At 64.4% G+C, this 18497-nt stretch carries 19 protein-coding genes; 11 read left to right on the top strand and 8 right to left on the bottom strand.

Translation table 11 applies throughout. From position 1 onward, the window contains the following. Positions 1–73: 73 nt before the first annotated feature. Positions 74–2158 carry a hydantoinase/oxoprolinase family protein gene (locus AB7531_RS06605; protein ID WP_063981070.1) on the top strand — a complete coding sequence of 695 codons (2085 nt, stop codon included), beginning with the start codon at positions 74–76 and terminating at the stop codon, positions 2156–2158. Between the two features lie 2 nt (positions 2159–2160). Further along, positions 2161–3810 carry a hydantoinase B/oxoprolinase family protein gene (locus AB7531_RS06610; protein WP_063981071.1) on the top strand — a complete coding sequence of 550 codons (1650 nt, stop codon included), beginning with the start codon at positions 2161–2163 and terminating at the stop codon, positions 3808–3810. Positions 3811–3837: 27 nt separating this feature from the next. Here AB7531_RS06610 and AB7531_RS06615 read toward each other — a convergent pair whose 3' ends face one another. Next, entirely contained in the window at positions 3838–5007 is a 1170-nt protein-coding gene (locus AB7531_RS06615) for an alpha/beta fold hydrolase (RefSeq protein WP_063981072.1), read from the bottom strand. Positions 5008–5030: 23 nt separating this feature from the next. Further along, positions 5031–6443: a DUF4403 family protein gene (locus AB7531_RS06620; RefSeq protein ID WP_063981073.1), complete on the bottom strand. Its 1413-nt coding sequence runs from the start codon at positions 6441–6443 to the stop codon at positions 5031–5033. 96 nt (positions 6444–6539) lie between these two features. Here AB7531_RS06620 and AB7531_RS06625 point away from each other — a divergent pair, with 96 nt between their 5' ends. The 4 genes from AB7531_RS06625 to AB7531_RS06640 all read left to right on the top strand — a co-directional run bounded on the left by AB7531_RS06625 (position 6540) and on the right by AB7531_RS06640 (position 10001). Continuing rightward, the gene (locus AB7531_RS06625; protein ID WP_256376460.1) at positions 6540–6671 is read left to right on the top strand and encodes a hypothetical protein; all 132 of its coding nucleotides are present in this window, start codon (positions 6540–6542) and stop codon (positions 6669–6671) included. A 376-nt stretch (positions 6672–7047) separates the two neighbouring features. Next, entirely contained in the window at positions 7048–8766 is a 1719-nt protein-coding gene (locus AB7531_RS06630) for a pyrroloquinoline quinone-dependent dehydrogenase (protein ID WP_063981075.1), read from the top strand. Between the two features lie 89 nt (positions 8767–8855). Next, a complete protein-coding gene (locus AB7531_RS06635) occupies positions 8856–9197 on the top strand; it encodes a c-type cytochrome (RefSeq protein ID WP_135214749.1) in 342 nt (113 codons plus the stop codon). Positions 9198–9233: 36 nt separating this feature from the next. Beyond that, positions 9234–10001 (top strand): substrate-binding periplasmic protein, encoded by a 768-nt coding sequence (locus AB7531_RS06640; protein WP_063981076.1) that lies wholly within the window; start codon positions 9234–9236, stop codon positions 9999–10001. 71 nt (positions 10002–10072) lie between these two features. Here AB7531_RS06640 and AB7531_RS06645 read toward each other — a convergent pair whose 3' ends face one another. Beyond that, positions 10073–10717, bottom strand: a complete 645-nt coding sequence (locus AB7531_RS06645) for a glutathione binding-like protein (RefSeq protein WP_063981077.1) — start codon at positions 10715–10717, stop codon at positions 10073–10075. Positions 10718–10823: 106 nt separating this feature from the next. On the opposite strand from AB7531_RS06645, the gene AB7531_RS06650 reads away from it, so the two are divergent. After that, a complete protein-coding gene (locus tag AB7531_RS06650) occupies positions 10824–11468 on the top strand; it encodes a TetR/AcrR family transcriptional regulator (protein WP_028151469.1) in 645 nt (214 codons plus the stop codon). A 187-nt stretch (positions 11469–11655) separates the two neighbouring features. On the opposite strand, the gene AB7531_RS06655 is transcribed toward AB7531_RS06650, so the two are convergent. After that, a complete protein-coding gene (locus AB7531_RS06655) occupies positions 11656–12621 on the bottom strand; it encodes a 2-hydroxyacid dehydrogenase (protein WP_063981078.1) in 966 nt (321 codons plus the stop codon). Positions 12622–12762: 141 nt separating this feature from the next. On the opposite strand from AB7531_RS06655, the gene AB7531_RS06660 reads away from it, so the two are divergent. The 4 genes from AB7531_RS06660 to AB7531_RS06675 all read left to right on the top strand — a co-directional run bounded on the left by AB7531_RS06660 (position 12763) and on the right by AB7531_RS06675 (position 15563). Beyond that, the gene (locus AB7531_RS06660) at positions 12763–13131 is read left to right on the top strand and encodes a YciI family protein (RefSeq protein WP_063981079.1); all 369 of its coding nucleotides are present in this window, start codon (positions 12763–12765) and stop codon (positions 13129–13131) included. After that, positions 13128–14429, top strand: coding sequence for an RNA polymerase sigma factor (locus tag AB7531_RS06665; protein ID WP_063981080.1), 1302 nt, complete (start codon positions 13128–13130; stop codon positions 14427–14429). Before AB7531_RS06660 ends, AB7531_RS06665 begins: the two co-directional genes overlap by 4 nt. A 78-nt stretch (positions 14430–14507) precedes the next feature. After that, complete coding sequence (locus AB7531_RS06670) at positions 14508–15044, top strand: SRPBCC family protein (protein WP_063981081.1); 537 nt, start codon at positions 14508–14510, stop codon at positions 15042–15044. A 105-nt stretch (positions 15045–15149) separates the two neighbouring features. Beyond that, entirely contained in the window at positions 15150–15563 is a 414-nt protein-coding gene (locus tag AB7531_RS06675; protein WP_063981082.1) for a VOC family protein, read from the top strand. A 106-nt stretch (positions 15564–15669) separates the two neighbouring features. Here the strand turns inward: AB7531_RS06675 and AB7531_RS06680 are convergent, their stop codons facing one another. The 4 genes from AB7531_RS06680 to AB7531_RS06695 all read right to left on the bottom strand — a co-directional run bounded on the left by AB7531_RS06680 (position 15670) and on the right by AB7531_RS06695 (position 18441). After that, positions 15670–16032 (bottom strand): hypothetical protein, encoded by a 363-nt coding sequence (locus AB7531_RS06680; RefSeq protein WP_063981083.1) that lies wholly within the window; start codon positions 16030–16032, stop codon positions 15670–15672. 428 nt (positions 16033–16460) lie between these two features. Then, the gene (locus tag AB7531_RS06685) at positions 16461–16685 is read right to left on the bottom strand and encodes a hypothetical protein (protein WP_354265977.1); all 225 of its coding nucleotides are present in this window, start codon (positions 16683–16685) and stop codon (positions 16461–16463) included. 408 nt (positions 16686–17093) lie between these two features. Next, positions 17094–17522: a hypothetical protein gene (locus AB7531_RS06690; RefSeq protein WP_371498094.1), complete on the bottom strand. Its 429-nt coding sequence runs from the start codon at positions 17520–17522 to the stop codon at positions 17094–17096. 130 nt (positions 17523–17652) lie between these two features. Next, positions 17653–18441 (bottom strand): SDR family NAD(P)-dependent oxidoreductase, encoded by a 789-nt coding sequence (locus AB7531_RS06695; protein ID WP_063981085.1) that lies wholly within the window; start codon positions 18439–18441, stop codon positions 17653–17655. Positions 18442–18497 lie beyond the last annotated feature (56 nt).

An 18497-nucleotide genomic window follows, 5' to 3' on the forward strand; every position in this document is an offset into this window, starting at 1 on the left:
CCCGGGCGTTGTCGCTGGTATGAAAATTGCTGCGGTTTTCGCACAGTTTGTCGATCAGCACGGAGAATTTGGAATGCTTGAGGGAGCCGAGGTGCGGCTTGCCGTTGATATCGGTGGCACGTTCACCGACATCGTGCTGGACGTGGGGCAGGATCGCAAGACGCGCAAGGTGCTGACGACGCCGCAGCGGCCCGAGCAGGCGGTGCTGGATGGCATGCGTCTCATTCTCACTGACGCGCGCGCGCATATGAGCGACATCGACGTCTTCATTCACGGCACGACGCTCGCGACCAATGCGATCATCGAGCGCCGCGGCGCCAAGACCGCGCTGATTGCGACCGACGGCTTTCGCGACGTGCTCGATATCGGCACCGAGAGCCGCTATGACCAGTACGATCTCAGCATCGACAAGCCGAGGCCGCTGGCGCCGCGGTCGCTCCGCTTCACCGTGCCGGAGCGGATCGACGCACACGGCGCCGTTCGCCTCCCGCTGGACGAGGCGGCAGTGCGTGCACTCGCGCCAAAATTGCGCGCGCTGAACGTCGAGAGCGTTGCGATCGCCTTCCTGCACTCCTACGCCAATCCCGAGCACGAGCGCCGCACGGCCGCGATCCTCAGCGAGGAGATGCCCGGCATCTCCGTGACCGTGTCCTCTGCGGTGTGTCCGGAGATCCGCGAATACGAGCGCACGTCGACCGCGGTCGCCAACGCCTATGTGCAACCCCTGATCGACGGCTATCTCGCCCGCATGGCGGATGCCTTGCAGGTCGAGCAGTTCCGCGGCGCGATCTATCTCGTCACCTCCGGCGGCGGCGTCACCTCGATCGAGACGGCGCGGCGCTTTCCGGTGCGCCTCGTCGAATCCGGTCCCGCCGGCGGCGCGATCTTCGCGGCGCAGATCGCAGCGCGGCTCGGCGAGAGCAAGGTGCTGTCCTTCGACATGGGCGGCACGACCGCAAAAATCTGCCTGATCGAAAAATACCAGCCCGAGACCTCGCGCGTGTTCGAGGTCGATCGCGCGGCACGCTTCCTGAAGGGCTCCGGCCTGCCGGTGCGCATCCCCGTGATCGAGATGGTCGAGATCGGCGCCGGCGGCGGCTCGATCGCGCATGTCGATGCGATGAAGCGCGTCACCGTCGGTCCCGAGAGCGCCTCGTCGGAGCCGGGACCTGCCTGCTACGGCCGCGGCGGCCAGCGTCCGGCCGTGACGGACGCGGACGTTGCGCTCGGTATGATCGATCCTGATGCCTTTGCGGGTGGCACGATCAAGCTCAGCCCGGAGCTTTCGAAGGCGGCGCTGTTGCGCGCCGTCGGCGAGCCGCTCGGCCTGTCGGCGGAAACTGCGGCTTATGCCGTGCACGAGGTCGTCTGCGAGAACATGGCGAGCGCGGCGCGCGTGCATGCGGTCGAGCGCGGCGAGATCGTCGGCCAGCACACGCTGATCGCCTTCGGTGGCGCCGCGCCGCTGCATGCGGCGCGTGTCGCCGAGAAGATCGGCGTCTCGCGGGTCATCGTGCCCTCGAATGCCGGCGTCGGCTCGGCCGTCGGCTTCCTGGCTGCTCCCATTGCCTATGAGCTGGTGCGCAGCCGCCATGTCCGCCTTGATGATTTCGACACGGAGGGGGTCTCGGAGCTGCTCCAGGAGATGGTGACTGAAGCGCGCGCGCTGGTGGAGCCGGGCGCGGCCGGTGCGCCGGTGCGCGAACGCCGCGCGGCCTTCATGCGCTATGTCGGACAGGGCCACGAGATCTCGGTCGAGCTGCCGAACCGGCGGCTGACATCGGCCGATCTCGCCGGCCTGCGCCAGAAGTTCGAGGCCGACTATTCGGCGATGTTCGAGCGGCCGATCCCGGGCGCCGCGATCGAGGTCCTGAGCTGGTCGGTGCTCGCGACCACCGATGCGCACAATCCTTCCGTCGTCGCTTCCGTTGCGCGCAAGCCCGCCGGCAAGGCCTCGGGCAGCCGCAAATTCTTCGACGGACGCGCGGGGGAAGTGATCGAGATCCCGCTCTATCGCCGCGAGGACATGGCACCGGGCGCGACCATTGCGGGTCCCGCCGTGATCGCCGAGGACGAAACGTCCACCTTCGTCTCCAACAGTTTTGACGCCCATATCGACGGTGCCGGCAGCATCGTCATGGAACGAAAGGCGGCCTGACCATGAGCAAGGCAAATGGCGCGAGCCTGATCGACCTCCAGATCATGTGGCACCGGCTGATCGCTGTGGTCGAGGAGCAGGCGCAGGTGCTGCTCCGCACCGCCTTCAGCCCGATCGTGCGCGAATGCGGCGACCTCTCTGCCGGCGTGTTCGACCTCAGGGGACGGATGCTGGCGCAGGCGGTGACCGGCACGCCCGGCCACGTCAACTCGATGGCGGAATCGGTCAAGCACTTCATTGCGCATTTCCCGATCGAGACGATGGAGGAAGGCGACGCCTACATCACCAACGATCCCTGGATGGGCACAGGTCATCTCAACGACTTCGTCGTCACCACGCCCTGCTTCAAGGACGGCAAGCCGGTCGCGCTGTTTTCCTGCACCAGCCACCTCATGGACATCGGCGGCATCGGCTTCGGCCCTGATGCCACCGACGTGTTCATGGAGGGGCTCTACATCCCCATGCTCAAGCTGATCGACCAGGGCGTCGTCAACGAGACGCTGATGGCGATGATCCGCACCAACACGCGGCTCCCGATCGATACCGAGGGCGACACCTATTCCCTGGCCGGGTGCAACGACGTCGGCTGCGAACGTCTGGTCGAGATGATGACCGAGTTCGAGATCGACACGCTCGACGAGCTCGGCGACTATATCTGCGATCGCTCGCGTGAGGCCGTGCTGGCCGAGATCGCAAAGCTGCCGAAGGGCAGCTGGCGCAACAGCATGGTCGTGGATGGTTACGATGCGCCGGTGACGCTCGCCGCGACGCTGACGATCTCCGAGACGGGCATCCATGTCGATTTCGACGGCACCTCGGCCGCTTCGAAGTTCGGCATCAACGTGCCCCTGTCCTACACCACGGCCTACACCGTGTTCGGCCTCGGCTGCGTCGTCGCCTCGCAGATCCCGAACAATGCCGGCTCGCTCTCGCCGCTGACGGTGTCGGCTCCCGCGGGCGCGATCCTGAATGCGCCGAAGCCGGCGCCCGTGGCGTCGCGTCATATCGTCGGACAGATGCTGCCGGACGTGGTGTTCGGCTGCCTGCGCCAGATCATTCCGGAGCGCGTGCCGGCGGAAGGCACCTCCTGCCTGTGGAATCTCAACGTCCGCGGACAGACCCGCTCAGGTGCCGGCGGCAATTACGGGTTCTCGATGGCGGTGACTTCGAATGGCGGTACCGGCGCGCGCTTTGCGAAGGACGGGCTGTCGGCCACCGCCTATCCGAGTGGTGTGCGCGGCACGCCGGTCGAGATCGCGGAGACGCAGACGCCGCTGATCTTCTGGCGCAAGGAGCTGCGCCCGGATTCCGGCGGGGCAGGGCGCACCCGCGGCGGCCTCGGCCAGATCATCGAGGTCGGCAGCGGCATCGATGCGCCCTTCGACATCCTCGCTGCATTCGATCGCATCGATCATCCGCCGCGCGGTCGCGACGGCGGCAAGAACGGCGAGGCCGGCTATGTCGGATTGAAGTCCGGCCAGAAGATGCGTGGCAAGGGCTTTCAGACCATTCCACCGGATGACCGGCTGCTGGTGATGACCCCGGGCGGCGCCGGTATCGGCGACCCCAAGGAGCGCGATCGTGCAGCGATCAAGGATGACGTTGAGAGCGGTCTCGTGTCGGCTGACAACGCTGTTGCCGTTTATGGGTAGCTAACGCTCCGGCAACGACTGCGGCGATTACCCGCCGCAGTCGTTCGGCGCCGGCTTCCCGGTAAAGCGGTCGGTCATCCAGTTCACAGCGGCCATCGTGCTCGCCTGCGCGGCGCGGCCGTGTCCGATGTTGGGAAGGGTGACCATTTTCACGGGGCTGCCCGCCTTGCACAGCCGGCCCATATAGGCGCGCGTCACCGCGGGCCGGATGATCTGGTCGACAGTCCCTTGAGCGAGGAACACTGGCATGCCGGCGGGCAACGTGGCGGCGCTGTTCTTCTCCAGCAGCGAGCGCCAGGGCTCGCGCTTGGTCGGATCCGGCACGGTCAGAAAATATTTCTGGAGCGGCCGCTCGGTCCGCTGCCGGATGAAGATATCGAAGGGACCTTCGATGCATTCGCGCGCCAGCCGGTCGATCGCCGGAAGTGCGCGCGGATCGACGACACCGTCGAGCGCGGCGTCGTAGACGCGATGCCATGACCACAGCGTCATCGCTGTGATGTTCTTGCCGCCGACTGAGTTGATGTCGTCGCTCATCAGCGTGGCGAGATCCGTCGCGGGCGCCGCAGCGGCAACGCCGAGCAGATGGAGATCGGGCGCATAGGTCGGCGCCAGCTGCCCGGCAAACAGCACAGCCTGTCCGCCCTGCGAGTGTCCCCACAAGGCAAAATTCTTGGCCCCGCCGGCGCCCGGCAGATCGCGCGCGACGCGCACGATGTCGAGCACGGCGCGGCCCTCGCTCTCGCCGACGAGATAAGGATGCGGACCCGGCGTGCCGAGCCCGGGATAGTCGGTCGCCGCGACGATGTAGCCACGCGCCACCATCGAGCGCAGTCCCTGGATCTGCTGGAACAGGAAGATCGCGAGCGACGGCGCGCAGCGCGGCACGATGCCCGAGGTCGGATGCGCCCAGGCGACGATCGAGCGGCCGCCCGGTGGCGGCGGTCCTTGCGGCACGATGACGACGCCCGAGACGAGAATGGGCTCGCCCTTCAATCCGGTCGAGCGATAGAGCACGCGAAAGGCCGATGCGCCGAGCGGCGCGCCATCCATTGGCTCTTGCCGCACCAGACTGCCAGGCGGTCCGTCCGCAAGCGATGCCGGTGCGTCGTAAAATGCCGATTGCGCGTGGGCAGTCACGATGCCGGCGGCGAACATGACGAGTGCGGCCATCAGAGCGCGGGCGGCGACAAGCATTTGCGATCCGCTCCAGCGCACGATCACATCCCGTACAGGATTTTCAGCTCGCCGCTCGCGCGCAACGCGAGTGTGATCCCGTCGGCAAGCAGCAAGGCCTTGTCGAACTGCACCGAGGAGAGCTTGCCTTCCATACGGAAGCCGTCCTTGAGCGGACGCGTCAGCCGCTGGTTCGCCGCCATCAGCAGGTTCTGGTAGGAGACGCCATAGTCAATGTTCACGGCCTGCTTCAATTGCGCGACGATCGACTGCAAGCCGGGGTTTGCCTCTCCGTCCTGCGCGGCGAGATCGAGATCGGCAAGCGCGACGCTCTTGCTGGTATCGTCCACCTTCAGTGCGCCGGAGAGATAGCTCCATTGGCCTGCATTGGGGTCGCTGTCCGACGTCTTCGCAAGACGCAGGCCGATCACAAGCTTGCCCGCCGACGGATAGACCTGAACCTCGCGCAACGCGCTGTCTTGCGCCGGCAGCGCGGCGATCGCCTGGCTGATCTTGTCCTTGATCGCGTCATAGCCGAGCCGGACCGGAAGGATGACGTCGAACGTTCCCGGCGTGGTCACGTCGGTGCCAAGCGGCGGCAGCGATGTCGGGGTGACGCTCGTACCCTGCTGCCCAATCGACGTCACGGCGCTGCCGGAGAGTTCGAGCGAGCCGGACAACACCTTGTCGTTGGCCCGCACGCCGGCAAATGCGGCAGCTTGCGGCGTCACTTGCAGCCACACCGGCGGCTCGTCGGCGAGCTTCATCGGTTCGAACGCATGCGTCCAGGCAGCGGCCGCCTTGTCGCGCAGATTGAGTTTCCTTGCTGCGGCCAGGGCACGTGATCGCACGCGCGCGAGCTGCGTGCGGATGCGCGGCTCGACGTAGGGCGCAAGATCGACCTCGCGGCCGAGCACATGCAAATAAGGTGCTTCGCTCCAGTGGAAGGAGTCGCTGAAATTCAGGTCGAGCGACCAGTCCTTGCGCAGCGCGGGCCGTGCCTCGGCCTCGATCGTCGCGCGCGCTTCGGTCTGGCCGCGGATGCGCGCGGTGAAGCGGTTGGCGCCCTGGCCTTCGGCCGCGCCGTAGATCGAGACTGCACCATAGACTCGGTCGCCGCGGCCATAGAGCGAGACGCCGCTGGTGCGATTGACGAAGCCAAACACGTCGCAATTGGCGTTGACACGGAACATCAGTACGCGGCGGTGCACGCAGTTGACGCGCTCGTCGATGGTGGCAAGCCGCTTGGGGATATCCTGCTCGATCGCCTTGGCGAGCGCGGGAAGACCGAACTCGATGGTTGCGGACACTCGCGAGGTCGCGGCGAGCGGCGCCGGCGGATCGGGAGCGAGCGGCGGCTTGTCGGCGGCGTGCGCGACTTGCGCGAGTGCGGTGAGGGCGAGCGCAACAAGCCCGGCACGTTTCGTCGAACGAACAATTCGCAAAGAAACGGGCATTCTTCTTATTCCAGCTTGGCCCTGCTTCGCGCCCAGGCCGCCGGCCGCGGGGCCATTCGGTCTTCAGAGCAAAATCGCGGTAGGAGAGGGCGGTCGGTGGATCAATTATTGCTTGTATTCAATGGTCGCGTATCGCGGCACTTGTATGGCGCGGCGTCGCGCTTTGAGCAAGGCTTTGTATATCGCTCCGGCATGATGGCCGTTCTTGAATTGCTCAAAAGAGATTGACGCCGCCCCCGTCCAAATGATCACGCGATGAAGCTTCTCCGTGGGCGCTGCGATTTTTGAGTCCGAGATCTGCGGCCAAGACGAAACGGTCAGCGCAGCTGACGTTTCGAATTCGTGCTGCGCGTTAAATTCGCGCCGCTCGCGCATTCCATCTTTGCGCCCTCCCTCATCCGGCGTACTCTGTGAGAGCGAGCAGGAGTGCAACAGCAACCAGTCCAGGAAACGTAGCTCCTTTTGGCGATGTCCGCCGAGAGAGATCGAGAGCTGTTGGCAGCTCATATGCGATGGAGAAGAACCGACACTTAGCGAGCTGCAAACATCCCTCGCAGCGTCTGCGAGACACGAGTTCAACAAAACACAAAAGCGGGAGGAACGGATGAAGAAGCGTTGGTGTAATTCTGGTCTACCTCTTGTTGTCGGCGCGACACTTGCGGCGTCGGCGGCGTTGGCCCAATCCGTGGATACTGCCCGGATCGAGAACGCCGGTCAGAACGATTGGCTCACCTATCATGGTTCATACAAATCCCATCACTACAGCCCGCTCGCGCAGATCAATGCGAGCAACATCGGCAATCTGGGCGTAGCCTGGACGCACATTCCCGGACGATCGACGCGCGGCCTGCAGTCAATGCCGCTCGTGGCCGACGGCGTGCTCTATTATTCGGGTTCGTACAGCCGGGTCTTTGCGCTGAACGGCGCGACCGGCGAGGTCATCTGGTCGTTCTTTCCGGAACTCGATGAGGCGCTCATCAGCCGACAGACCCACTCGCCCTACAACCGCGGTGTAGCCCTTGGTGAAGGCAAGGTCTTCGTCGGTACGATGGATGGTCGTTTGTTCGGGCTCGATGCGAAGTCGGGAAAGGTTCTCTGGGAAACCAGGCTGATCGACTCGCAGAAGCTCACGGTCGGCTTCACCGGCGCGCCGCTTTACGCGAAGGGAAGCGTCATCATCGGCTCGCAGGGGGGTGAATGGCCAGGTCGCGGCCCGATCTTCGCCGTCGATGCCACCACCGGCAAGAAGAAGTGGGAGTTTCTGACGGTCGCGGGCACCGACGAGGCCATGAAGACCTGGGGCAACGATTCCTGGCGCACGGGCGGTGGCGGCGGCTGGATGCCGGGCACCTACGACTCCGAGACCAACTCCGTCCTGTGGGGCACCGCGAACCCGGCGCCGCTCTACGATTGGTCGGGCGCTGATTACAAGACGCAAGGTGCGCGTCCCGGCGACAATCTCTATACGAGTTCGGTCATCGCTCTCGATATCGATACCGGAAAGCTGAAATCCTACCATCAGGAACTGCCTCACGACGCCTGGGACTTCGACAGCGCCGTCGGCGAGTTCGTGATGCTTGAGCGCGATGGCCAGAAATACGTGGTTCATCCGAACAAGGGCGGCTTCGTCTTCGTCTACGACCGTAATCTTGGCGTGAAGAACGTCTGGCGGCTGGTTGAGAACATCAACTTCGTCAAGGATATCGATCCCAAGACGGGCGCGCTGATCGGCCGTCGCGATTTCCCTGTCGGGAAAGTCACTGAAGTACCGCTGTGTCCCTTCATTGGCGGCGGCATCAGCTGGAATGCCGGCTCGTACAACCCGAAGACCGGTCTTTATTACAAGATCGGCCAGGAATGGTGCATGACGCTGGATATTCAGAAGACGACGCCGGTCACCGCGCCCCAGGTCCAGCTCAACATCGGCGCCGACTTCAAGATGGTGCCGCCTCCGAGCGGCGAGATCTACGGACATCTCGACGCGCGCGACCCGATAACGGGCGCGAAAAAATGGGAGGTTCGCTTTCCCGAGCCGCCGCTTGGGAGCGTTTTGTCGACCGGGGGTAATCTTGTGTTCGTACCCGACTCCCGTGGCATCCTTCACGCCTACGATGCCGAAACCGGGGCCGAGTTGTGGAAGCACAACAACGGCACCGGCCACCAGGGCGGTATCGTCAGCTACTCCGTCGGCGGCAAGCAATATATCGCCGTGGCGGCCGGCTTCGGCGGCATGCTGGCGGACGAATATGCGCCAAACTTCGGCGGCGTCTACAAGAGCATGCCGCGTGACGACGGCGCCCTCGTCGTCTTCAGCTTGAAATAGTCTGTCTCAAACGATCTGCCGAGGAGCGGGTGGCAAACCCGCTCCTCGGTCGATTGCAGCGGCGGGCGTGATTCAGGAATGGAGCGGACGTGTTGAAACTGCATTTGAAGTCGCTTCCGGCGGTGCTGGGCGCTTCGTTGCTGTGCGTTGTGGTGGCTCGAGCTCAATCTGCCACGCCGGCGCCGGACAACGGGTCACTGGACGTCGAGCAGTTGTTCGCAGGCACCTGCGGCTTTTGCCACTCCGACGGCGGCCGAGCTGCTGGCAGGGGACCGCAACTGATGAATTCGCAACGAGACGACGAATTTCTGCACAACCGTATCAAGATCGGCAAGCAAGGTGCGATGCCGGCATTCGGCGAGAGCTTCAGTGACGCGCAGATCGACCAGATCGTCAAATATATCCGCGCCTTGAAGCCGCGCGAGGGCTGACCCGCCGGGACCTGATCCATCCAGATGAGACGCGGCATGAAGGCAATTGTTCTGATTATCGTCGGTGCCGCCATCGGGCTGTCCGGACCGGCGCAGGCGCGAACCCTGGAGGCGATCCGCGCGAGTGGCGCGCTCGGACTCTGCGCGCATCCCAACTCGCTTCCTTTTGCGCGCAAGGGCGGCGATCCATCCGGCTTTCAGGTCGAGTTGGGACAGGTGCTGGCACGCGAGCTCGGTGTCTCGCTACGGCTCGACTGGATCATCACGCAGTACCAAATGCGCAGCGCCAATTGTGACATTCTTCTGGATGTCATCGCCGATCGCGAAGCGCAAGGCGAGACCCGCTTGAGGATCTCGAAACCGTACTATCGCACGGGCGTCGCGCTCGCGGTGCCGTCATCCAGCGCGCTCACATCGTTCAAGAGCCTCGGCGAGCATACCAAGGTGGGGGTGCAGGTCGGCTCTGTCGCCGCCATGATCATCGGTCAGCGGCACGTGCCCATATCGATCTTCGGCTTCGAGACCGACAGCCTCGACGCCGTATCAAACAAGGAGATCGATGCGGCTGCGGTCACGCCCACCGCGGCGGGCTACTTCAATCTGACGCATCCTGACAAGGCACTCCGGATTCTGGATCGCGACGAGGGCGTGGCCGATCTCAACTGGAATGTCGCCGTCGGCATGGTCCGCCCGGATGATGCGTTGCGCGAGGCGATCGACGGAGCGCTGGAACGGCTGCGCAACGACGGCACGATCGATCGGATCTACGGTCGCTATGGGATCGTGCTGCAAGCGCCGAGGTAGCTGAATTGCCGAACGAACGACGCCGTCCCGGTTTGGCCAGGACGACGTCGTTATGAATATCTCGCTTTGGCTTAGGCCGCCGCTTTCTTCCGCGCCTGCTCGGCCTTGTACAGCTCGAACTCTTCGGCGATCGCCTTCGCGACCGACGGCCGCTGGCGCAGGCGGTCGTGGTACGCCTTCACGTTCGGCCATTTGGCGAGCTCGATCGGCGGGGTCGCCATGGTCCAGTTGATGACCGTGACGAGATAGGCATCCGCCACGCTGAAATGGTCGAGCAGGAAGTCGCGCCCCTTCAGGTAGTTCTCGAGATAGTCGAGCCGCGACAGGTTCTTCTCCAGCGCATAGGCCTTGGTTTCCTGCGGCGCCTTGCGGTCGAGCAGGGGGATGAACAGGCCCTTGTGCAGCTCGGTGCCGATGAAGCAGAGCCATTGATGCAGCCGGGTGCGATCGATACCCTGGGCCGCACCGAGGCCGGATTGCGGGAACCGATCCGCGACATATTGCAGGATCGCGGCGTTCTCGGTCAGCACCACGCCCTCGTCGGTGCGCAGCGTTGGCACGAGCCCGATCGGGTTGACCGTGCGGAAGTCGGTGCCGTCGTTCAGCACTGTCTTGGTCGGCGGATCGACTTCGAGATAATTCGCTTCGGCGCCGGCTTCATACAGCGCGACGCGGGTCGCCATCGAACAGGCGAGCGGCGAGAAATAAAGATCCATCTTGGGCCTCCTTGGGCAATTCCTCTTTGGGTGTCGCTCAACCTGGCCAGATTGATTTTTGTACCATCTTGTATAATATCGCGGCGGTCAAGGATTAATTTGCGAAATGGTACAAAAATCGAAGCCGCCAGCTGCCGCCAATGAACCGAAGCGGCGTGGCCGTCCGCGCGCCTACGAGCCCGACGTCGCGCTCGGCAAGGCGCTCGACCTGTTCCGCCGGCAGGGTTTTGCGGCGACGTCACTGGACGATCTCAGCGAAGCGACCGGCATGAACCGGCCGAGCCTCTACGGCGCCTTCGGCGACAAGCGCGAGCTCTACATCAAGAGTTACCAGCGCTACCGCGAGGACGCGCGCGCCTCGATGGTCGAGATCTTTCGCCAGGAGATGCCGGTGCGCCAGCGGCTCGAGCGCATCTTCGCGTCCGCGCTGAACATCTATCTCTCCGGCGAGACCGGTCCGCGCGGCTGCTTCACGGTGGTGACCGCGGCGTCCGAAGCCGTCGGCGATCCCGAGATCCGTGCCATGGTTCTGGATGGACTGACCGAGCTCGACAAGGCCTTTGCCAGTTGCTTCCGCCGCGCCAAGGAGAAGGGCGAGCTGCCCGCGAGCGCCGACCCGGCCGTGCTGGCGCAGCTCGCCTCCGCAACCGTGCATTCGATCGCCATCCGCTCCCGCGCCCGCGTGTCGCGCAAAGAGCTCGAGGCGATCGTGAAGGGTGCGATTGACGTGATGGTGGGGGCCAAAAGTTAGGCCGTCGTCCCGGGGCGCGCGCAGCGCGAGCCCGGGACCCATAACCACAGGGAGTGGTTTGGCGACGACTGGTCGTTCGGTACTGCGACCATCCGCAACGATAAATCACGCGGTATGGGTCCCCGCGTACGCGGGGACGACAGCGAGAGTGGGGCGCGTGCGTGCCTCTCTCAGTCTGCCGAAGCGTCTAATATCCCCGTGCCCGGTCCACCACGTTCTCCAGCGCCCCGCCGGCCTCGAACTTTGCGATTTGCTCGGCGACATAGGCCGAGATTGCATCCGCGTCGGTGTCGGCCGCGTTGTGCGGGGTCAGCAGCACCTTGGGGTGGGTCCAGAACCGGCTGTCGGCAGGCTGCGGCTCCTGCACGAAAACGTCGAGCGAGGCCGCGCCAAGCGTGCCGTCGTCGAGGCAGGCCAGGATGTCGGCCTCGTTCTGCAAGCCGCCGCGACCCGCATTGATCAGCACGGGCGCGCCGAGCGGGCTGTTGCGGTTGAGCTTGGTGAAGACGTCGCGGTTGAGGATGCCGTGCGTATCCGGCGTCAGCGGCAACAGTGAGACCAGGATGTCGGTCTTGCGCAGGAACGCATCGATCTGTGCGGCGCCATGGAAGCATTCGACGCCCTCGATCGTGCGCGGGCTGCGGCTCCAGCCGGTAACGCGGAAGCCGAGCCGGCGCAGCACGTCGGCGGCATCCGCCCCCAGCGTGCCAAGCCCCATCACGCCGACGGTGACGGCGCTCGCCGGCCACTGATATTGCGGCTCCCAGCGTTTTGCGCGCTGCGAGTCTCGCAAGTACAGCTCCTGGCGGTGGTGCATCAGCACGTGCAGCACGACATATTCGGTCATGCGATTGGTGAGATCAGGCACGGCGACGCGCACCAGCGGCACGTCGGGCAGGCTCTTGTCGGCCATCAGCGCGTCGACGCCCGCGCCCAGGTTGAAGATCGCACGCAGGTTCGGAAAAGAGCCGAGGTCGCCCGGCACCGGCTTCCATACCGCGGCATAGTGCACCTCGGCCGGATTGAGATCGGAATCCGGCAGCAGAACCACACGGCGACCGCCGCAGACCGCGTCGAACCGGGCCTTCCAGCGCTCCGGCAGCCAGTTCTGCTGCGTGCTGTTGATCAGGACGGCCAGTGTGCCCATGCTCATTCGAAGTGCCTCGTCGGTTCCGTTTTGAAAACCCTCCTTGGCACGATCCGACGGATTTTTCTCGCAAATTTTTTCCGCAGCCCTGTCGGGGCGGGGCATATTGGATCGTCTTAAAAACAAGCGTTCAGGAAGGTGCTGCCCATGCTTTATGCGATCCTCTGCTATCACGACGAGGACTTCGTCGGCTCCTGGAGCAAGGACCAGGACGAGGCCGTGATGAAGAAGCTCGCCGTGGTGCAGGACAAGCTCACACAGCAGGGCCGGCTCGGTCCGGTGGCGCGGTTGCTGCCGACCACGGCCGCGGCGACGCTGCGCAAGGAAGACCCGCCGCTGGTGCTCGACGGCCCCTATGCGGAGACCAAGGAGCAATTGCTCGGCTTCTACATCGTGGATTGCAAGAACCTCGACGAAGCCCTCGACGTCGCGCGCGACCTCGGCGCGGCCAATCCCGGCGGCGCCTATGAGGTGCGCCCCGTCGGCGTATTCCGGCCCGGAGGAATTTCGACGTGAGCGAGGCCGACACCGCCTGGATCGAGACCGCGCTGACCTCGGCGCGACCCCAGGCGGTCGGCGCGCTGCTGCGCTATTTCCGCGATCTCGACACCGCCGAAGAGGCCTTCCAGAACGCCTGCCTGCGCGCGCTCAAGACCTGGCCGCAGAACGGGCCGCCGCGCGATCCTGCGGCCTGGCTGATCATGGTCGGCCGCAACGTCGCCATCGACGAGGTCCGTCGCGCCCGCAAACAGCAGCCGCTGCCCGAGGACGACCAGGCCATCTCCGATCTCGACGACGCCGAGGGCGCGCTCGCCGAGCGGCTCGACGGCTCGCACTACCGCGACGACATTTTGCGGCTGATGTTCATCTGCTGCCATCCGCAGCTGCCGGCGACCCAGCAGATCGCGCTGGCGCTGCGCATCGTCTCCGGCCTCACCGTGAAGCAGATCGCGCGCGCCTTCCTGGTCTCGGAAGCGGCGATGGAGCAGCGCATCACCCGTGCCAAGGCGAAGGTCGCCGAGGCCGGGGCGCCGTTCGAAACGCCTGGCGCGGTCGAACGCTCCGAGCGGCTCGCCGGCGTTGCCGCAATGATCTACCTGATCTTCAACGAAGGCTATTCGGCCAGCGGCGACACTGTGGAGATCCGAAAGCCGCTGTGCGAGGAAGCGATCCGGCTGGCGCGGTTGCTGCTGCGGCTGTTCCAGAGCGAGCCGGAGATCATGGGGCTCGCAGCGCTGCTGCTGTTGCAGCATGCGCGCAGCGCCGCGCGCTTTGCCGCGGACGGCGCGGTGATCCTGCTCGACGACCAGGATCGTACGCTGTGGAACGGCAACATGATCGCGGAAGGCCTGGCGCTGATCGACAAGGCGATGCGCCATCGCCGCAGTGGTCCCTATCAGGTCCAGGCCGCGATCGCCGCGCTGCATGCGCGCGCGTCGACGCCCGAGGAAACCGACTGGACGCAGATCGACCTGCTCTACGGCGCGCTCGAACTGATGCAGCCTTCGCCGGTGGTGACGCTCAACCGGGCGGTTGCGGTCTCCAAGGTGCGCGGGCCGCAAGCGGCGCTCGAGCTGATCGAGCCGCTGGCGCCGAAACTCACCAACTACTTTCATTTCCACGGCGTGCGTGGTGCCTTCCTGATGCAGCTCGGCCGTAACGACGAAGCCCGCATCGCCTTCGACCACGCCATTGCACTCGCCAATACTTCGGCGGAAGCCGCCCATATCCGCATGCACATTGATCGCCTGATCCGGGACAGCCAGCCGAAGGGCGCCAATGGCGGCGCCAGGCAGGGCGCAAAGGCAAAGTGACGGCCAAAAATTTCGTCCCGCCGATTGTCGGCTCCCGCCGTTCCCCTTCGTCTTAATTCCATATCCAGGGAGCCACTCATGCTGAAAGCCATTGCCATCATCGCCGTCGTCCTCGCCGTCGGCATAGCCGCGGTCCTCGTCTTCGCATTGACAAAACCCGATACGTTCCGTGTCGAGCGCTCGCTCGCCGTGAAGGCGCCGGCCGATGCGATTTATCCGCACGTTGCCGATTTCCATTTCTGGATGAGCTGGTCGCCCTATGAGGATCGCGACCCCGGCATGAAGCGGACCTTCGGCAGAACCGCGTCAGGCAAGGGCGCGACCTATGCCTGGGATGGCAACAATAATGTCGGCGCCGGGCATATGGAGATCCTCGAGGCGAGCACGCCGTCGAAGCTTCGGATCAAGCTCGATTTCGAGCGCCCGTTCGAAGGCCACAATACCGCCGAGTTCACCTTTGTGCCGCAAGGCGATGCCACATTGGTCACATGGGCGATGTACGGTCCGGCGCCGTTCATGTCCAAGGTGATGCAGGTGTTCATCAACATGGACAACATGATCGGCAAGGACTTCGAGGCCGGCCTCGCCAGCCTGAAGAAGCTCACCGAGAAGTAACGAGGCTAGCTGCCCCAAGGAGCAGCCAAGGAGCAGCCAGGAAATCGCCAAGAAACTGCGAGGAACTGCCAAGGAATCGCCAAGAAAACGAAGAGGAGAGAAACGATGATCAATGCCTATCTGTTCTATCAGGACACCTGCGAAGCGGCGTTCAACTTCTACGCCAAGGTTTTGGGCGGCAAGATCGACGCCATGATGCGCTCATCGGAAGCGCCGCCGGACATGCCCGCCGCGCCCGGCCGCGAGAAGATGATCATGCATGCGCGGATGTCGTTGCCCGACGGCAGCGTGCTGATGGCCTCCGACGCGCCACCCGAGCATTTTCAGAAAGCCCAGGGCTTTTCGATCTCGCTCACGGTCACGGACCCCGCGGATGGTGAGCGCAAGTTCAACGCGCTCGCCGACGGCGGCACCGTCACCATGCCCTTCAGCAAGACGTTCTGGGCCAAGGGCTTTGGCATGTGCGTCGACAAGTTCGGCATTCCCTGGATGGTGAACTGCCCGGCCGAGGGCATGTGACGGGCGCGTCGGCCTGACACGCCAAGCCGCGATCCCACTCCCGTTGTTACGGGAGTGGGTCACTCATGCCGTCGTCATGTCACACGGCTGATCGCCGCGTGCTCGTTCACCGGAGCGATCCGGTCGCGTCATCGCTTGGCGGCGGCGATTCAACGCAGCGAGGGCAGATCACGAGTTTCGTGCCAAGCTGCCTGTCGTTCTCCGCCTCGATTTCGTCATGGACCACCCACCACGCCTCGGAGAACGGGCGCAACGTGCCGAGCACTCTTTCCCGCTCCTGATTGGGATTGTCCTGCGCAGGCGCCGGGTTCGCGGCGCGCCGCTTTGTGACAGAGGAGCGGTGAGGGGCCTGGTTCGGATCCCGGCCGAGGCCGTCCCATGCGATCGGTCGGCGCTCCTGCGCCGGCGCCGCCGCGCATCCGAGGAGCGCTGCGCAAAAAGTGAGCAAGACGAAGCCGTGACGCAGCATGCCGGACCCTTGGTGCGGTACGCGACACGCAAACTCCGCATGCGGAGCCTTGCGTCGCGCCGGTTAAATGGAACCTAAGGGAAACGACGTGGCCGCCATGGCCCAATATGGAATCGTGCTGTCGCATCACATTGCGAGAGCAGTGAGGCCGCTTCGTGAAATCATGCGGATCGCATCGCACAACAACTGGCGAAATATTAGGCTGTAAACTCCACGACAGAATCGCTAATAATTTCTTCATAAATTCTACAAACTGGGGTGGGCGTAACTTGGGAAGGGAGCGACCGATGGCAGCGGCGCTACAAATCAATTTTGCACTTTGGGGCATGCTCATCTGCGCGACCTTGGAATTGGCGCAGACCATCCAGAGGCTCTACTAGGCCCGACGAAATGCGTGACCGGCGCAATTTCGCCGTCGCGCTTGCCTGCTAGCTCACCAGCAACGCGATGAGCGTGAAGCTGACGCTCGCGATCACGATCATCGAGAGGATGTAGTTGCGCGGCCGCGCCGTTCGCGCACGCGGCGGTCTCCGCCGCTGCAGTGGCTCGCTCGCCTGCCATGCGAGCTCCGACGGCGCGAGCGCAGCCTCTGCGCCCGAGCCGATATATTTCACATAGAGCTCGAGCAGCCGCAGCTCGGACGGCAGGTCCATCAGACCCTCGCGGTGGCGCCGCGACAGCAATTCGAATTCGACGGTTTCCTGGGAGCTCAACTGGCCAAGGACAATGCGTCCTTGGTCCGACAGGCGGTAGTGAAAATCGATGGGCTGCACGGCCTGCGACCGGTTTGAAAATGTGTAATCTTGAAAAAGCGGAACCATCCTAGTCTGTGACCATTGCTGAGATTATGACGGCCCTGCAGCCATCGTGACCCGAGCGGCCTCAATCTGGACGGGGACCATCATAGACGGTCGGGAAAGGCCGCAAACCGCGTAAATTGGGCAGGCATTGCCAAGCGGTTGAGCGGATTTCGTGTCCGGATCGTCGGAATTTTGCAAAACTGCCTAATCGCCGGACAGCGGCGGATGCAACCGGTCACATCGCTGGCGGCCGCCTGTTGCTCAGCGGCAGCGCGGATAGATCGCCGCAAGGTCGCGGCCCTTCAGCAAAAGCAATCTGGACGAGAGGCCACCGTGCCGGCTGATCCAGTCGCGCACCGGGCCGGGATAGGCCTGCAGCACCGCGTCGGAGGCTTCGGGCTCGGCATAAAAACGCCCGCGCCGGTCGACCGAACGCGCCGCGTGGAAGCCGAGTACCGCGCGTTTGGTGACGCAGATGCGCTCGCCCGGCACGATGCTGAGCACCAGCGTGCAGGCGGACAGGCACGGACCGTCGATCACCACGCGCTCGCCGCTCTCGCGCACCTGCTCGAACAGGTCGAGGAACGGCCCGACCTGTCCGCCCGGCGACTGGATGATGCGGATTTCGGCCATGGCGGGGGTAGTGGTAAAGAGCGCAGATGCGAGCATCCAGGCACCCACAAAGAACATGCGTCGCATGGAGCACTCCACTAACTCGATCCCGTAGGGTGGGCAAAGCGTAGCGTGCCCACCAATGGCATCGCAAATCTGGAGGGAAGGTGGGCGCGGCGCTTGCGCGCCTTTGCCCACCCTACGACGTTCACCCGTTCCGCCGTTCGCCGCGCAGCGTCGGCAGGCCGATGCCAGCCGCATCGAAGCCGCCATCGACGGCCAAAATTTGGCCGGTGATGTAGCTCGATCGTTCCGAGCACAGGAAATAGATCGCTTCGGCGAGTTCCTCCTCCAGGCCGTAGCGGTTGAGCGGAATGGCGTCGTGATAGTCGGCGCGGATCTCCCTGCTGTGCACCTGCTTCGCCATCGCGGTGTCGACCGGCCCCGGCGCGACTGCGTTGACGCGGATGTTGAGCGAGGCGAGCTCGACCGCGAGCTGCTTGGTCAGGTGCGCAAGGCCCGCCTTGCTGGTGCCATAGGCCGAACGCAGGGTCGAGGCGCGCACCGCCGAGATCGAGGTGACGTTGACGATGGCGCCGCCGCCTTGCTCGCGCATCAGCGGCGCGGCCGCCTTGGTGCACAGGAACGGGCCGGTGAGATTGACCGCCATGATCCTGTTCCAGTCGGCGTCGCTGGTCTCCAGCACTGGCGCGAACACGGCGACGCCGGCGTTGTTGACGAGAGCATCGAGCCGACCGAAGCGGCTCATGACCGCCGCCATTGCAGCTCCTACGGCGGTTGCGTCGGACACGTCGCAGGTGATTGCCAGTGTGTTATCGGGATTCTTCAGGGCCGCCGTCGCGCCCGCCTGCAGCTCCCCCTCGATATCGAGCAGCGCGACGCGCCACCCTTCGGCCAGGAATTTCTTGGCCGTCGCCAGCCCGATGCCTCGCGCGGCTCCGGTGACGAGGGCGACGTTTTGTGGGGCCTGCGGCATTTGCTAATCTGTCCTGTGTTCGAAAGGGGGCGCGCACGAGCGCCGGCTCCTTTTAC

Source organism: Bradyrhizobium sp. 63_E2_N1_3 (assembly GCF_052076005.1).
Classification (GTDB): Bacteria; Pseudomonadota; Alphaproteobacteria; order Rhizobiales; family Xanthobacteraceae; genus Bradyrhizobium; species Bradyrhizobium barranii.

Coding starts and splice junctions, on each gene's coding strand:
- AB7531_RS06670 (WP_063981081.1), top strand. CDS start 14,508: ATGCTGAAAGCCATTGCCATCATCGCCGTCGTCCTCGCCGTCGGCATA.
- AB7531_RS06620 (WP_063981073.1), bottom strand. CDS start 6,443: ATGCCCGTTTCTTTGCGAATTGTTCGTTCGACGAAACGTGCCGGGCTT.
- AB7531_RS06630 (WP_063981075.1), top strand. CDS start 7,048: ATGAAGAAGCGTTGGTGTAATTCTGGTCTACCTCTTGTTGTCGGCGCG.
- AB7531_RS06615 (WP_063981072.1), bottom strand. CDS start 5,007: ATGCTTGTCGCCGCCCGCGCTCTGATGGCCGCACTCGTCATGTTCGCC.
- AB7531_RS06680 (WP_063981083.1), bottom strand. CDS start 16,032: ATGCTGCGTCACGGCTTCGTCTTGCTCACTTTTTGCGCAGCGCTCCTC.
- AB7531_RS06610 (WP_063981071.1), top strand. CDS start 2,161: ATGAGCAAGGCAAATGGCGCGAGCCTGATCGACCTCCAGATCATGTGG.
- AB7531_RS06650 (WP_028151469.1), top strand. CDS start 10,824: ATGGTACAAAAATCGAAGCCGCCAGCTGCCGCCAATGAACCGAAGCGG.
- AB7531_RS06660 (WP_063981079.1), top strand. CDS start 12,763: ATGCTTTATGCGATCCTCTGCTATCACGACGAGGACTTCGTCGGCTCC.
- AB7531_RS06605 (WP_063981070.1), top strand. CDS start 74: ATGCTTGAGGGAGCCGAGGTGCGGCTTGCCGTTGATATCGGTGGCACG.
- AB7531_RS06640 (WP_063981076.1), top strand. CDS start 9,234: ATGAAGGCAATTGTTCTGATTATCGTCGGTGCCGCCATCGGGCTGTCC.
- AB7531_RS06695 (WP_063981085.1), bottom strand. CDS start 18,441: ATGCCGCAGGCCCCACAAAACGTCGCCCTCGTCACCGGAGCCGCGCGA.
- AB7531_RS06675 (WP_063981082.1), top strand. CDS start 15,150: ATGATCAATGCCTATCTGTTCTATCAGGACACCTGCGAAGCGGCGTTC.
- AB7531_RS06685 (WP_354265977.1), bottom strand. CDS start 16,685: ATGGACCTGCCGTCCGAGCTGCGGCTGCTCGAGCTCTATGTGAAATAT.
- AB7531_RS06690 (WP_371498094.1), bottom strand. CDS start 17,522: ATGTTCTTTGTGGGTGCCTGGATGCTCGCATCTGCGCTCTTTACCACT.
- AB7531_RS06655 (WP_063981078.1), bottom strand. CDS start 12,621: ATGAGCATGGGCACACTGGCCGTCCTGATCAACAGCACGCAGCAGAAC.
- AB7531_RS06645 (WP_063981077.1), bottom strand. CDS start 10,717: ATGGATCTTTATTTCTCGCCGCTCGCCTGTTCGATGGCGACCCGCGTC.